The organism is Halorubrum trapanicum (assembly GCF_002355655.1).
GTDB lineage: Archaea > Halobacteriota > Halobacteria > Halobacteriales > Haloferacaceae > Halorubrum > Halorubrum trapanicum_A.
In genome coordinates this window covers 247,974-262,088 of the sequence record NZ_AP017569.1, presented here as the reverse complement: position 1 = coordinate 262,088, position 14,115 = coordinate 247,974, and the positions used below count along the sequence as shown (strand labels likewise).

Below are 14,115 nucleotides of genomic sequence, written 5' to 3'. Positions count from 1 at the left end.
ATCCCTCTATGGACGAAGTACAGAATAATACCGAACGGATCGTACTGTTCCTCGACGAAAGCGACGATCGCGCGTGGAAGGCGGCGACGATCGCCGATCGACTCGATCTGGATACGGACGTCGTTAGTGCGATCCTTTCCCGATTGAAAGAGCGTGACCTCGTCCGTCACAAGGAGTCGTACTGGACAATCACCGATGACGAAGAACGACTCCAAGCCGCCTACCGATTCCACCGACACCACAAAAACGCAGACGGTCAGTACGGCGAAGAACGCTTGGAAGAGATAAAAACGGAAGACATGGAAGAGATTTCGTGACAGTATTCCTACGCTGTCACCTGTACGGTTAGCAACGTTTCACTTTTAAGAGGGTGCGCACCAGAGATTTCCGAAAGATGGACGAGGAGACGGTGTCGGACTACGTCGAACGCTCCCTGTCGCTCGTCGAGTCGTCTCCGCAAATGGACGAGCAGAACACGCGATCTCGACTGATTGATCCATTTATAAGAGATGTTCTTGGATGGGACTTCTACTCCACGGAAATCGAGATGGAATACTCGGTCCAGATGGGGTCTTCAAAAAAGAAGGTCGACTACGCGCTGTTCGCCGACGGATCTCCGACTCTATTCGTCGAAGCGAAAGGCTGTGACACAACGATTACCGACGCTTACGCCGACCAACTACGGAGCTACATGCGACAGGAGTGGGTCGATTGGGGACTACTCACGAACGGAAAGACGTTCGCCGTGTTTCGTCTTAAAAAAGACGGCGCTACCCCCGACGTGGAACGCCTCGGAGAATCTGACCTCGCCGACCTCACCGCGAACGACTGGATGCTCGCCGCGCTCTCGAAGGATTCGATTCAGTCGGGTGCCTCGACAGAGATTTATCAGCGGGTGGAGCGTCGACGGCAAGCGATTTCGACGCTGTCCAAAGAGAAAGACGATATCGCGGATTCGATCCGTGAGACGGTCGTCGATCGAGTCGGCGAAGTTGTCTCCCAACCAGCTGAGTCGCTGTCGAAGACACTCGTAGACGATCTGATCGCGGAATTGGAACGAGATCAGAACGAGAGTCGGGTGGATAGTGAAACTGATACCCAGTCGTCAGACCCCACGAAAACCACCGGACATTCAGACGAATCTGGATCGTACGTCGTGGAACTCATCACCGATACTGGGTCAACGTTCCTCAGCGGTGAGAGCCAGTCAGACGTTATGGAGGGGACCGTGGATCATCTCATCGAAAACCACGGTCTGATCGAGGCGTACGCGCCACTTCCGTACGTTCCTGGACAGAAAATCGCGATGCTGAACGACGAGCCGAACCATCCGAACGGCGACGAGATGCGAACGTACCGGCAGGTCGGCGAGGACTACTATGTCTACACGTCATTAAACAAGAAAGACAAGAAACGCCATCTCCGAAACTTCGCCGACGCCTGCGGTGTCGACATAGATTATACAGGCGAGTGGTAATCCCGCCCCGAACTAGTTCGCCCCGCCGAGCAACCCTCGCCCCGACGCGGTCGTTTAAGAGTCCCGAGCGACAGGGTCGGGTATGAGCGAACAGCAGCCGAGATCCGACGACGACGACGAGCGGCGTCGTCGCCGGGAGGACACGGACCGATTCGCCGGCGGGAAAGACGAGGAGCTGCGGAGCCGCGAGGTGACCGAGGGGCCGGACAAGGCGCCGCACCGCGCGATGTTCCGCGCGATGGGGTTCGACGACGAGGACCTCTCCTCGCCGATCATCGGCGTGCCGAACCCGGCCGCGGACATCACGCCGTGTAACGTCCACCTCGACGACGTGGCGGACGCCGCGCTCGACGGCATCGACGCCGCGGGGGGGATGCCGATCGAGTTCGGGACGATCACCATTAGCGACGCCATCTCGATGGGGACCGAGGGGATGAAGGCGAGTCTCATCTCGCGGGAGGTGATCGCCGACTCCGTCGAGCTCGTCTCCTTCGGCGAGCGGATGGACGCGCTGGTGACGGTCGCGGGCTGCGACAAGAACCTCCCCGGGATGATGATGGCCGCGATCCGGACGGACCTCCCCAGCGTCTTCCTCTACGGCGGGTCGATCATGCCCGGCCAACACGACGGGCGCGACGTGACGATCGTCCAGGTGTTCGAGGGCGTCGGGACGTACGCGCAGGGCGACATGGACGCCGACGAGCTCGACGACCTGGAGCGCAACGCCTGCCCCGGCGCGGGCTCGTGCGGCGGGATGTTCACCGCGAACACGATGGCGTCGCTCTCGGAGGCGCTCGGGCTGGCGCCGCTCGGCTCCGCCTCGCCGCCCGCCGAGGACGAGGAGCGCTACGCGGTCGCCGAGCGCGCCGGCGAGCTCGCGATGGACTGTATCGAGAACGACCGGCGGCCCTCCGACATCCTCACCCGAGAGTCGTTCGAGAACGCGATCGCGGTCCAGACCGCGATGGGCGGCTCGACGAACGCGGTGCTCCACCTGCTCGCGCTCGCGGGCGAGGCGGACGTGGACCTCTCGATCGAGGACTTCGACGAGATCTCGCGGCGCACGCCGAAGATCGCGGACCTCCAGCCCGGCGGGAGCCGCGTGATGAACGACCTCCACGAGGTCGGCGGCGTGCCTGTCGTCCTCCGGCGCCTGCTGGAGGCCGACCTGCTCCACGGCGACGCGATGACGGTGACGGGCCGAACCCTCGCCGAGGAGATCGCCGAGCTGGAGGAGCGGGGCGACCTGCCGGCCGACGACGAGATCGAGGCCGACTTCCTCTACACGGTCGACGAGCCGAAGGAGGAGGAGGGCGCGATCAAGATCCTCGACGGGAACCTCGCGCCCGACGGCTCGGTGCTGAAGGTGACCGGCGACGACGAGTTCTACCACGAGGGGCCCGCCCGCGTGTTCGAGAACGAGGAAGAGGCGATGGAGTACGTCCAGTCCGGCGGCATCGAGTCCGGCGACGTGATCGTCATCCGCAACGAGGGCCCCCGCGGCGGCCCCGGGATGCGCGAGATGCTCGGCGTCACCGCCGCCGTCGTGGGCGCGGGCCACGAGGACGACGTGGCGCTGCTCACCGACGGCCGGTTCTCGGGTGCCACCCGCGGCCCGATGATCGGCCACGTCGCGCCCGAGGCCGCCGTCGGCGGCCCGATCGGGCTCATCGAGGACGGCGACCACGTCACGGTCGACATCCCCGAACGCGACCTGACGGTGGACCTCACCGAGGAGGAGCTCGACGAGCGCCGCGAGGCGTGGGACGCACCCGAACCGCCCTACGAGGGCGGCATCCTCGCGAAGTACGGCCGCGACTTCGCGTCCGCCGCGGACGGCGCGGTGACGAACCCGCGGCTCACGCGAGACTTATAAAGGAGACGAGCAGCTGCTTTTTGGATTTATATGTGCGGTGGCGCGTGCCGACGAGCGGCCGAAGGCCGCGAGGAGCACGCGCGAGGGAGTCGGCCGACCGGAGGGAGGCCGACGAGGCTGGGGAGGTGTGAGGCTGCGGTGCTGTTGGGGGCGGGACTCAAAGGGGCAGTCGCGAGGCGGGCGCAGGCGACGTAAGCACCGGAAGGAGCGAGTGAAACGAGCGACTGAGGAGCGCAGCGAGCGTGCGCCCGCCTCGCGACTGGGGCTTTGGAGGTGTTCTCCGTAGCGCAGTCGATCGCTTATAATAGAGAATATCAATAAATCCGGAATTTCGCGCTAGGAGCCACTCGGATTACGCCCCGCTCGTCCCGCCGTCGGTCTGTGCGGTATTGACCGACTCGGCGCGCCAGACGTTGCTGCGGCGGCCGGCGCGCGACAGCTCCATCTTCACGACCGAGCCCACCGGCAGGTCAGCAACGCGCTCACGGGCGTCCTCGTCGGCGTACTCGACGACGTGGAACGTCTCGTTGCGGGGATGGGCACGTACAGTGGTACATTCGTGATCGTTCTGTGCGGAAATGACGGTGTACGCGTTCGATTGTGACATCTTATCCCGTTATTGCTGGACACCCTACTTCAAATCTCCGTATATTCACTACGGTCGTGACCGAAGTCGTAATACGGATATAAGGGCTTGAAGTTCCGAAACGATCGGGCGGCGCCGCGACCCGCCGTTGAGCGGAATCACCATACCTATCTCCGGCGACGGCGAAGGCCGGCCATGGACCGAGGCGACGGGCCGGAGAGCGAGCCGAACGTGGATGGCGAGCCGACCGCTGACGCCGAGCCGAGCGCAGACGACGAGATCCGACCGGAAGACGGGGTCGGACCGGACGGCGTGACGGACGTCGACGCCGGCGGCGTGGCGTTGTTCGTCGACGGCCCCAACGTGTTGCGCGAGGAGTTCGACGTCGACCTCGACGACGTGCGGCGGGCCGGCGAGGCCGAGGGACCGCTGGTGACGACCCGCCTGTACCTCGACGAGCACGCGACGCCGGGGCTGATTCAGGCCGCGGAGGCGCGCGGCTTCGAAGTCGTGATCACGAGCGGCGACGTGGACGTGAAGCTCGCGGTCGACGCCGCGCGATTCGCGGCCGAAGGCCGGATGGACACCCTCGCGATCGCCTCCCGCGACACGGACTTCAAGCCGGTCGTCGAGACCGCGAACGGCTACGGGATCCGGACGCTCGCCATCGCACCCGGCGAGTTCGGGCGCTCCGACGCGCTCCGGAACGCCGCCAACGGCTCCGTGACGCTCGACGGCGACGAGGACGATGTAATCGAAAACGGCGGCGACGAGTCGGGGGCCGAATCGGCTTCAACGCAGTAGCACTGGGAGTTGAGTTCGCTTCGATACGTCGCAGATCGACGGCGAGCGCCTCCGAAGCTCTAGCCGCTCACTTATAAACGGTTTACTGCGGACTGGCCGAAACCATCTCCAAAGCCCCAGCCGTGAGGCGGGCGCACGCTCGCTGCGCTCCTCGCTCAGTCACTACGTTTCCTCGCTGCGGTGCTTGCGTCGCCTGCGCCCGCCTCACGGCTGCCCCTTTGAGTCCCGCCCCCGCACCGCACAGCACCTCACGCCTCCCCAGCCTCGTCGGTGGTCCTCCGCTTCGCTCCGGACCACCGACTCCCTCGCACGGGCTCCTCGCGGCCGTCGGGGGCGGCCGCTCGGAGGCGCGCGCCGACCGTACCGCGTTTATAAGTAATCGCTGCCGCCGTTCATAGATATTTAAATAGCGTATCGCTGCCACCGGACAGACTCATCGCCGCCTCCCGCGCTGAAACCGTCCCAGAAGCAGCGCGCCGACGCCCCCCGCGAGGCCCGCGCCGCCCACGAGGACCACGCCGGTCGCGACGCCGCCGTACCGCGCGGCCGCCGCGTCCACCCACACACGGATCCAGCCGAGGTTCGGCACCGCGAACAGCGCCTTGCCGACGATCCACTCGTCGGGGACGACCGGCGCGATGCCGGCGCTCTGGTCGTACAGCTCGTTCGCGTCGCCGTACGTGACGTACCCGTCGTACGGCGCCGGACAGGTCGAGAGCTCGCCGCAGTCGCCCGCGAGGAGCGCCGGGTCCGCCCGATCCGTCCAGTCCTCGCCGGCCTCGACGGGGAATGCCAGGCGATGGAACACCGGTCTCTCACCGGCGCCCGGAACGGTGTAGACGACGACGTCGCCCGTCCCGCCGAGGCGCGTCGGCGCGTCCGGGTCGGCGGCGGTCGAGAGGTCCCCCCACGGCGCGCGGTCGGCCGCGGTGACGACGACGAGGTCGCCGCGCTCGACGCCCGGCGCCATGCTGCCGCTCTCGACCGCGACGAACGGCGGCCAGGTGCCGACGAGCGCGCCGAGGAGGACCGCGATCAGGAGGACCGCGACCGCGGGCGCGACGAGGCCGGTGCGATCGGGGCGACGGCTGCTCACGCCCGATACGGGGGCCGGCGACCGCTTGAGGCTGTCGGCCGGCGGGGGAACGACGACCGCGAACGATACCGACCGCCGCCGAGCGGACCGCCGATGGCACAACACCTTAGGCTCGTCCCGATGAGGTGCGGGTATGACCGACCGCCTCCCTCCGCTCCACGACGCTCACGACGCGCGCGGCGCCAAGTTCACCGACTTCGGCGGCTGGCAGATGCCGGTCGAGTTCGACTCGATCCAGACGGAACACGCCGCTGTCCGCGAGTCCGTCGGCGTCTTCGACGTCTCGCACATGGGCGAGATCGAGGTATCCGGCCCGGACGCGACCGAGCTGCTGAACCGGCTCACGACCAACGACGTGCGCGCGCTCGACCCCGGCGACTCCCAGTACGCAGCGATCACGAACGAGGAGGGCGTGATGCTCGACGACACGGTCGTCTACCGCCTCCCAGACGGCACGGCGGCCGGCGAAGCGGCCGCGTCGCTCGCGGAGCTCGAAGCGACCCACGGCGGCGACCTCGACGCGCCGAGCGGCGACCCCGCGTACCTCTTCGTGCCGAACGCCGGCCACGACGGCCAAATGTTCGACCGCTGGACCGCGCACCGCGACGAGTGGGGCCTCGACGCGACGGTCGCGAACGCCACCGACGACTGGGCGATGCTCGCGGTCCAGGGCCCCGACGCGGCCGACGCCCTCGACGAGGCCACGCCCCGCGACCGCGTCGTCGACCTCTCGAAGTTCGAGGCGACGGCGGCGGCCGTGGCGGAGACGGAGAGCTGGGTCGCGCGCACCGGCTACACCGGCGAGGACGGCTTCGAGGTGATGTGTCCCGCCGACGCCGCCGAGGCCGTCTGGGCGGCGTTCGTCGACGGGCCGCGCGAGGCGCAGCCGTGCGGGCTCGGCGCGCGCGACACGCTCCGCACCGAGATGGGCTATCTCCTGTCCGGGCAGGACTTCGACCCCGAGGACGAACCCAGAACGCCCTACGAGGCGCGGATCGGCTTCGTCGTGAAGCTCGACACGGAGTTCGTCGGGCGCGACGCCTTGGAGGCCCAGAAGGAGCAGGGCGTCGACGAGCGGTTCGTCGGGGTCCGCCTCTTGGAGCGCGGCGTCCCCCGCGGCGGCTACGCGGTCACCGACGGCGACCTCACCCGCGTCGGGAAGCTCACCTCCGGGACCATGAGCCCGACGCTCGACGAGCCGATCGGCTTAGGCTACCTCCACGAGTCGTACGCCGACGCCGGCACCGAGGTGAGCGTCGTCGTGCGCGGCGACGAGAAGCCCGCCGAGGTCGTGATCCCGCCGTTCCTCGATCGGTGAGGCTCGTCACCAAGGACCGAGCAACGCTCATGGGAGCCGCCTGAGAAGTGCCGGTATGGCGCCAACAGGTTCCGCGAGCGACGCGACCGGCGTACCGGAATCCGACCTCGCCGTCGCGCGAGCGACCGATCCTCGCCCGATCGAGGACGTCGCAGCCGATCTGGGGCTCTCCCCCGACGACGTCGAGCGCCGCGGCGAGGGCGTCGCGAAGCTCACGCACGCGGCGGTGCGCGAGGCCGTCAGTAGTGAGACGGGGACGGCCGACGGACCGGCTGAAGCCGACGGGACGACCGTCCTCGTGACCGGCATGTCGCCCACCCCGAAGGGGGAGGGGAAGACGGTCACCTCCGTGGGGCTCGGCCAGGGCCTCGCCGCGCTGGGCGAGCGGACCGCGGTCGCCGTGCGCGAGCCGTCGCTCGGCCCCGTCTTCGGGATCAAGGGCGGCGCGGCCGGCGGCGGCTACTCGCAGGTGTTGCCGATGGAGGCGATCAACCTCCACTTCACCGGCGACATCCACGCGCTGACGTCGGCGCACAACCTCCTCGCGGCCGCGCTCGACAACCGCCTCCATCAGGGAGACGACGCGGAGGTCGACGCGCGGCGGGTCCACTGGCCGCGCGCGCTCGACGTCAACGACCGCGCGCTCCGCGAGACGGTCGTCGGCCTCGGCGGGGCGACCGGCGGCGTCCCGCGCGAGGACGAGTTCGTCATCACCGCCGCCTCGGAGCTGATGGCGGTCCTCGGGCTCGCGTCCGACCTGGAGGATTTAAAAGCCCGAATCGGCCGCATCGTCCTCGCGGCCGACGCTGACGGCGAGCCGGTGACGCCCGACGATCTGGGTGTGACCGGCGCCGCGGCCGCGCTGCTCCGCGACGCCTTCCGCCCGAACCTCGTCCAGACGGTCGAGGGCGTCCCGGCGTTCGTCCACGGCGGCCCCTTCGCGAACATCGCGCACGGGACGAACACGCTCGTCGCGGACCGGGTCGGCGCCTCGCTCGCCGACTACCTCGTCACGGAGGCCGGCTTCGGCGCCGACCTCGGCGCGGAGAAGTTCGGGAACATCGTCGCCCGTGAGGGCGTGGTCCCCGACGTCGCGGTCGTGGTCGCCACCGTCCGCGGCGCGAAGCGCCACGGGCTGGAGATGTGGCCGACCGACTTCGAGGCCCTCGCGGAGCCGGCCCCCGACGCAGTGCGTGCCGGCGTCGGCAACGTCGCGAAACACGTCTCGATCGCCGAGTCGTTCGGAGTCCCGACGGTCGCCGCGATCAACGTGTTCGCTGACGACACGGAGGCCGAACTGGCAGCGCTGGAGGAGGCGATCGCAGACCGCGGGATCCCCGTCGCGCGCTCGACCGCCTACCGCGACGGCGGCGCGGGCGCGACCGACCTCGCCGAGCTCGTCCGCGAGCGCGCCGGAACGGGATCGTTCGCGCCGCTGTACGACGTCGACGCGCCCGTCCGCGAGAAGATCGAGACCGTCGCTCGCGAGGTGTACGGCGCCGCGGGTGTCGAGTACGTCGACGGCGCCGCCGACGACGTCGAGCGCGTCGAGCGGTGGGGGCACGGCGACCTACCGGTCTGTATCTCGAAGACGCCGTACTCGCTGTCCGACGACGCCGCGCTCACCGGCGTCCCTGAGGGGTGGACGCTCACCGTCCGCGAGGTGACGCCCTCGGCGGGCGCCGGCTTCGTCGTCGCGAAGACCGCCGACGTGATGACGATGCCGGGGCTCCCCGCCGAGCCGGCCGCCGAGGACATCGACGTCGACGCCGACGGCGAGGTGACCGGGCTGTTCTGATCAGGAGGCCGCGTCGGGCCAGGGCGACCGCGGACCTACTCCCCGAGCGTCTCCTTCCGCTTCTCGACGACCTCGACGTCCGAAATTCGCGTGTCCGGATACCCCCCATCGGGGTCCTTCTCGGCGGCCTTCACCATGTCCCAGACGGTGTTGAGCCCCGTCGTGACGCCTTCCAGCGCTTCCATCTCGCAGCCAGTCTTCCCGGTGGTCTCGACCGCGACCGTCAGTCCGATCCGGTCGTCGCCGACCGAAAAGTCGGTGTCGACGTTCGTGATCGGGATCTGGTGGCACATCGGGATCGTCTCCCAGGTGTGTTTGACCGCCTGAACCGCGCCGATCCGGGCGGTCGCGAGCACGTCGCCCTTCTCGACCGCGTCGGCCTCGACCGCGGCGACCGTCTCCGGCGTCAGCCGGATCTCGCCGCGGGCGACCGCGCGTCGGCTGCTGTCGGGCTTCGCGCCGACGTCGACCATCTGGACGTCGCCCGCGTCGTCGGTGTGGGTCAGCGCGTCCGCGCTCCCGGCCGCGGACTCGGCTCTCTCTCCGCCTCCGGACCCGCCGCCTTCGTCCTCACTCATCACGCATCGCCTCCGGCAGCCGGTCGGGTAAGTCCGTCGCCACCAGTCCGGCTCCGTTCGCCGCCGCGGCGGCGTCGCCCGCGCGCCCGACGACGTACGCGCCGACCGCGGCCGCGTGAAACGGCTCCGTCACGGCCGCCAGCGCGCCGACCGTCCCCGCTAGCACGTCTCCCGTCCCGCCGACGGTCATTCCGGGGTTGCCGGTGCGGTTCAGCCGCGCGTCGTCGCCGTCGGCGACCACGTCGACGGCGCCCTTCACGAGCAGCGTGTGACCCGCCTCGGCGGCGAACTCGCGGACCAGTTCCGCGCGCTCGTCGGGGTCCGCCGCGGTCTCGCCGCCCATCCCGACGAGTTCGCCCTGATGCGGCGTACAGATCAGGTCGGCGTCGGTGTCGACCTCGGGGACGACCCGGAGCGCGTCCGCGTCGACGACCGCGCGCCCCTCGAACGCCGTCAGGAACTCGCGGACGAACGCCTCGGTGCCGTCGCCGCCCCCGAGCCCCGGGCCGAGGACGACGACGTCGTTCCCGGCCGCGAGCGACGTGACCCGCTCGACGTGGGCGGGCCCGACGCGGTCGCCGGGCAGCGCGCGGACGATGAGGTTCGGCGAGAACCCCTGGACCGCGTCGGCGACGGACTCGGGGCACGCCACGCGGACGAGGTCGGCCCCGGCGCGGAGCGCGGCGAGCGCGGACAGCGTCGGCGCGCCGGTGTAGGGTCCCCCGCCGACCACCAGTACCTCGCCGTTGTCCCCCTTGTGCGAGTCCGGGTCGCGGTCGAGCCCGAGCAGGTCGCCGGGCCCGGTGAAGCGCTCCGCGGCGGCCGGAATTCCGATGTCGGCGACCGTGATCTCGGCGTCGAGCGCGGCTAGCCCGGGCTTCGCGTCGTGGAACGTCACGACGCGGTCGGCGTCGACGGGGGTCGGATCGGACTCCGGGCTACCGGTCGGGTCGCCCGTGTCGGCGTCTATCCCGGAGGGGACGTCGACCGCGATCACCGTCGCGTCGCTCGCGTTGATCGCGGCGGCCGCGGTCCGTTCCGGTTCGCGGAGGCCGCCCGAGACCCCGGAGCCGAGCATCGCGTCGACGACCACGTCCGGGTCGTCGCCGTCGGGCCCGCCGAGATCGAACTGGCGCGAGTCCGAGACGGCCTCTCTCGGGATCTCGGCGTTTTCGAGCGCGTCCCAGTTCTCCCGAGCGATGTCGGTCCGGATCGTCTCGGGGCGGCCGAGCAGGTGAACCGCGACGTCGTACCCGCCGAGGAACCGCGCCGCGACGAGGGCGTCCCCCCCGTTGTTCCCGCGCCCGCAGACGAGCGCGACGGTCGCGCCGGGATCCGCGGCGGCTCGCACCTCGCGGGCGACCGCGTTGCCGGACGACTCCATCAGCTGCTTTCGTGGCACGCCGAGCGCGGCCGCGTTGGCGTCGACGGCCGCCATGCGGTCGGTCGTGATCATGGCCGGCAGTACGCGCGGCCGGGGATTAAGCGGACGGGGTCCGAGCGCGGTCGGGGTCGCGGCGTCCCCGTCGCATCGGGAAATGAAAATGTTGAAGCGGTCAGGTGGAGAACCTCGCGACCAACAGTGGTACCGGTAGCATCTGTCGTCGCGGGCGGCCACCGACCGGACCGAGCCGCCGGCCGTGGCGACGCCGCGACCGACGCGCGCCCCTCCGACCGCGACGTCGGCCGCCGCGGCCGGACGCGACCCCTCCACCCACGACGGCGACCATGAACATCGGCTTCTTCACCGACAGCTACTTCCCCGGGATCGACGGCGTCACCTACACCATTCAGGCGTGGCGCGACCGCCTCGAGTCCCGGGGCCACGACGTGTACGTCGTGTACCCGGAGAGCAGCCACGAGCCCGACGAGCGCGAGATACCGGTCCCGTCGCTGCCGAACCCCTTCTACCGACAGTACCGCCTCCCGACCTACCGCCGCCTGTCGACGCTCCCCGACCTCGACGTCGTCCACTGTCACGGCCCGGCGTCGACCGGCCTGATGGGGCTTCGGTACGCGAAGCGGCACGGCGCGACGTCGGTGTACACCCACCACACTCCGATCGAGGACTACTTCGTCCAGGGGCTCAAGTCGGAGCGGCTCGCCGCGCTCGCCGGTCGGGCGTACGTGGCCTACGAGAACCGATTCCTGAGAGCGTTCGACTGCGTCACGGCCTCGACCTCACGGATCCGCCGCGACGTGGACCCGGTTCGGCTCCCGGTCGGCATCGAGATGGACCGGTTCCGGCCGAGCGAGAACGGCCGCGTCGCCGCGCTGGCGACCGACGGCGGTCCGACCGCGGCGGACGCGCCCGTGGTCGGGTACAGCGGCCGGATGACGCACAAGAAGAACGTCGACGAGACGCTCCGGCTCGCCGAGCGGCTGCCCGAGGTCCGGTTCGAACTCGTCGGCGAGGGACCTGTCCGCGCGGAGTTGGAGGCCGACGCGCCCGCGAACGTCCGGTTCCACGACTTCCTCCCACGGGAGGAACTCCCCGACTTCTACGCCGCGCTCGACGTCTTCGTCACGGCGTCGACCTGCGACACGCTCGGCCTCTCGACGCTGGAGGCGAACGCCTGCGGCACCCCGGTGGCCGCCGCGGACGTGGCGCCGTTCGACGAGACGATCGGCCCCGAGAACGGGGCCCGCTTCGCGCTCGGCGACCTCGACGACATGGAGCGCGCGGTCCGCGACTGCCTCGACGGCGACAGGGACACCCGCGCGGCCGTCCAGCAGTTCTCGGTGGAACAGACGATAGACGAGCTCGAATCGATATACGGGGTGACCGCGTAGATGGGCGCGGACAACGTCGACGCCTTCCAGCGGTTCATTTTTTCGGTCCCACCCCTCAGGGTTCAGGCGGCCGCGCTCGTCGTGCTCAGCGCCGTGTACGCCGTCGGCACGTTCGGCGGAATCTGGCTCTTCACGCCGTTCGCGCCGGACCCGTCTCGGATCGTGCCGGTGGCCGCCCTCATCTTCTTAGTTCCGTTCGTCGTCGCCGCGGAGCTGTTCCCCCGCGTCCTCGACGGCTACCCGCGGCCGTGGAGCTACTTCCTCGCGCTCACCTCGCAGTTCGTCCTGTTCGTGTACGCGCTGGTGCTCACCGGCGCGAACAACGTCGGGAACGCCTGGAGTATCATCTGGCTGAGCTTCATCACGCTGTACCTGGTCAACATCTTAGTGCTCGTCGTCTCGACGGGCATCGACCGCTCCGACCGGATCCTGCTCGCCTCGCTGGTCGAGCCGGGACTGCTCATCGCGGCGTTCTACGCGCTGGGCGGCAGCGAGTTCGGGTTCTCGACGTACCGTCACGTGTTCGCGTTCGCCTCGCTGCTCATCGCGGCGGGGTTCCTCGTCTTGGTCCTCCTCGTCGTCGACTACCTGATCAAGAGCAACACCGACGTCTCGGCGTTCGCGCTCACCTCCGGACTGCTCCGGAACGACCGCGAGTCGCTCGACCTGGGCGTCGAGGCCCGACCGTCCGTGGAGACGTTCGCCGTCGACAACGGGAGCCGCCTCACGGTCGCGGCCCCGTGGGTCCACCCCGGCCCGCTCGGGGGGTTCGGCGGCGGTCAGCTGAGCGGGAACCTGATCGACGCGCTGAACGGGGGTCGAGGGGACGTCGCGGGGCGCGACCCCTCCGGGGCCGCGGCCGCCGCCGACGGCGGTACCGAGGCCGCTGCGATCGACGGCGGGACCGGCGCGGCCTCGGACGGCGACGCCGGGTTCTTCTTCCACGTCCCGTGTACCCACAAGGAGGACCTCTCGAACCCGGCTGACGCGGAGCGGATCCTCGACGCGGTCGCCGAGCCGGAGCTGACCGAGCGCGCGTCGCGGCTCGTCACGGAGTCGTACGGCGAGCGCGAGGGGTACGCGGACGTGCGATTCCACGGCCGTCGAATCGGCGACAAGGAGGTGATCGTCCTCCACGGCGAGGGGATCGACGACTACGACACCGGCGTGTTCATGCGCGACGTCGACCACGACGACGTGCTTTTGATCGACCAGCACAGACACGACATCCAGAACGGCCCCGACGCCGAGATCCAGTACGGCTCCGCCGAGGCCGACCGCCTCAAGCGCGCGTTCGACGACTTCCGCGATCGGCTCGCCGACGCACCCCTCACCGACGACTACGCCGCCGGGTTCGCCCTGACGCGGACCGGGCAGGATGCCCTGGCGATGGTCGAGTCCGTCGGCGACCAAGAAGTGCTGTGGATCGGCGTCGACACGAACGGGCTCACCCCGGACGTGCGGGCGACCGCCGACGCGTACCGCGACGAGTTCGACGCCGTGATCCCCTTCTCGACGGACACCCACGCGTCGATCCACGAGCTGGCGAACATGCGCGAGTCCGACACCGACGCCATCGAGCGCGCGGTCGACCGCGCCGTCGACGACGTCGCGCCCGCGACGGTCGGGTTCGAGAGCCGCCGCACGGAGCCGGTGAAGCTGCTGAAGAACGACTACAACGGGCTCGTGTTCAGCGTCAACATCCTCATCCGGCTGACGCTCATCTCGCTCGTGACGCTGTACGTGCTGCTCGTGTTGTGGCTCTTCTTCTGAGGCGGGGTCGCTCCCG

At 69.4% G+C, this 14,115-nt stretch carries 12 protein-coding genes; 8 read left to right on the top strand and 4 right to left on the bottom strand.

Annotated elements, in window-relative coordinates; genetic code table 11:
* The first annotated feature begins 8 nt into the window (after positions 1-8).
* From CPZ01_RS01245 to ilvD, 3 genes are all read left to right on the top strand, one after another.
* Complete coding sequence (locus CPZ01_RS01245) at positions 9-317, top strand: MarR family transcriptional regulator (RefSeq protein ID WP_096393050.1); 309 nt, start codon at positions 9-11, stop codon at positions 315-317.
* A 77-nt stretch (positions 318-394) separates the two neighbouring features.
* On the top strand, positions 395-1,477 hold the full coding sequence (locus CPZ01_RS01240; protein WP_096393049.1) for a type I restriction enzyme HsdR N-terminal domain-containing protein: 1,083 nt from the start codon (positions 395-397) through the stop codon (positions 1,475-1,477).
* Between the two features lie 82 nt (positions 1,478-1,559).
* Complete coding sequence (gene ilvD, locus CPZ01_RS01235) at positions 1,560-3,353, top strand: dihydroxy-acid dehydratase (RefSeq protein WP_096393048.1); 1,794 nt, start codon at positions 1,560-1,562, stop codon at positions 3,351-3,353.
* Between the two features lie 352 nt (positions 3,354-3,705).
* Here the strand turns inward: ilvD and CPZ01_RS01230 are convergent, their stop codons facing one another.
* Positions 3,706-3,960, bottom strand: coding sequence for a hypothetical protein (locus CPZ01_RS01230; protein ID WP_096393047.1), 255 nt, complete (start codon positions 3,958-3,960; stop codon positions 3,706-3,708).
* 174 nt (positions 3,961-4,134) lie between these two features.
* Here CPZ01_RS01230 and CPZ01_RS01225 point away from each other — a divergent pair, with 174 nt between their 5' ends.
* Positions 4,135-4,743: an NYN domain-containing protein gene (locus CPZ01_RS01225; protein WP_096393046.1), complete on the top strand. Its 609-nt coding sequence runs from the start codon at positions 4,135-4,137 to the stop codon at positions 4,741-4,743.
* Positions 4,744-5,176: 433 nt separating this feature from the next.
* Here the strand turns inward: CPZ01_RS01225 and CPZ01_RS01220 are convergent, their stop codons facing one another.
* Entirely contained in the window at positions 5,177-5,839 is a 663-nt protein-coding gene (locus CPZ01_RS01220) for a S26 family signal peptidase (RefSeq protein ID WP_096393045.1), read from the bottom strand.
* Positions 5,840-5,972: 133 nt separating this feature from the next.
* On the opposite strand from CPZ01_RS01220, the gene CPZ01_RS01215 reads away from it, so the two are divergent.
* The gene (locus tag CPZ01_RS01215; RefSeq protein ID WP_096393044.1) at positions 5,973-7,157 is read left to right on the top strand and encodes a glycine cleavage system aminomethyltransferase GcvT; all 1,185 of its coding nucleotides are present in this window, start codon (positions 5,973-5,975) and stop codon (positions 7,155-7,157) included.
* A 55-nt stretch (positions 7,158-7,212) separates the two neighbouring features.
* A complete protein-coding gene (locus CPZ01_RS01210; protein WP_096393043.1) occupies positions 7,213-8,955 on the top strand; it encodes a formate--tetrahydrofolate ligase in 1,743 nt (580 codons plus the stop codon).
* A 35-nt stretch (positions 8,956-8,990) separates the two neighbouring features.
* Here the strand turns inward: CPZ01_RS01210 and moaC are convergent, their stop codons facing one another.
* Positions 8,991-9,533 (bottom strand): cyclic pyranopterin monophosphate synthase MoaC, encoded by a 543-nt coding sequence (moaC, locus tag CPZ01_RS01205; protein ID WP_096393042.1) that lies wholly within the window; start codon positions 9,531-9,533, stop codon positions 8,991-8,993.
* Positions 9,526-10,989 carry an NAD(P)H-hydrate dehydratase gene (locus tag CPZ01_RS01200; protein WP_096393041.1) on the bottom strand — a complete coding sequence of 488 codons (1,464 nt, stop codon included), beginning with the start codon at positions 10,987-10,989 and terminating at the stop codon, positions 9,526-9,528. Before CPZ01_RS01200 ends, moaC begins: the two co-directional genes overlap by 8 nt.
* A gap of 272 nt (positions 10,990-11,261) precedes the next feature.
* Here CPZ01_RS01200 and CPZ01_RS01195 point away from each other — a divergent pair, with 272 nt between their 5' ends.
* Positions 11,262-12,326 carry a glycosyltransferase gene (locus CPZ01_RS01195; RefSeq protein ID WP_096393040.1) on the top strand — a complete coding sequence of 355 codons (1,065 nt, stop codon included), beginning with the start codon at positions 11,262-11,264 and terminating at the stop codon, positions 12,324-12,326.
* Positions 12,327-14,099 (top strand): DUF2070 family protein, encoded by a 1,773-nt coding sequence (locus CPZ01_RS01190; protein ID WP_096393039.1) that lies wholly within the window; start codon positions 12,327-12,329, stop codon positions 14,097-14,099.
* The last annotated feature ends 16 nt before the right edge of the window (positions 14,100-14,115 follow it).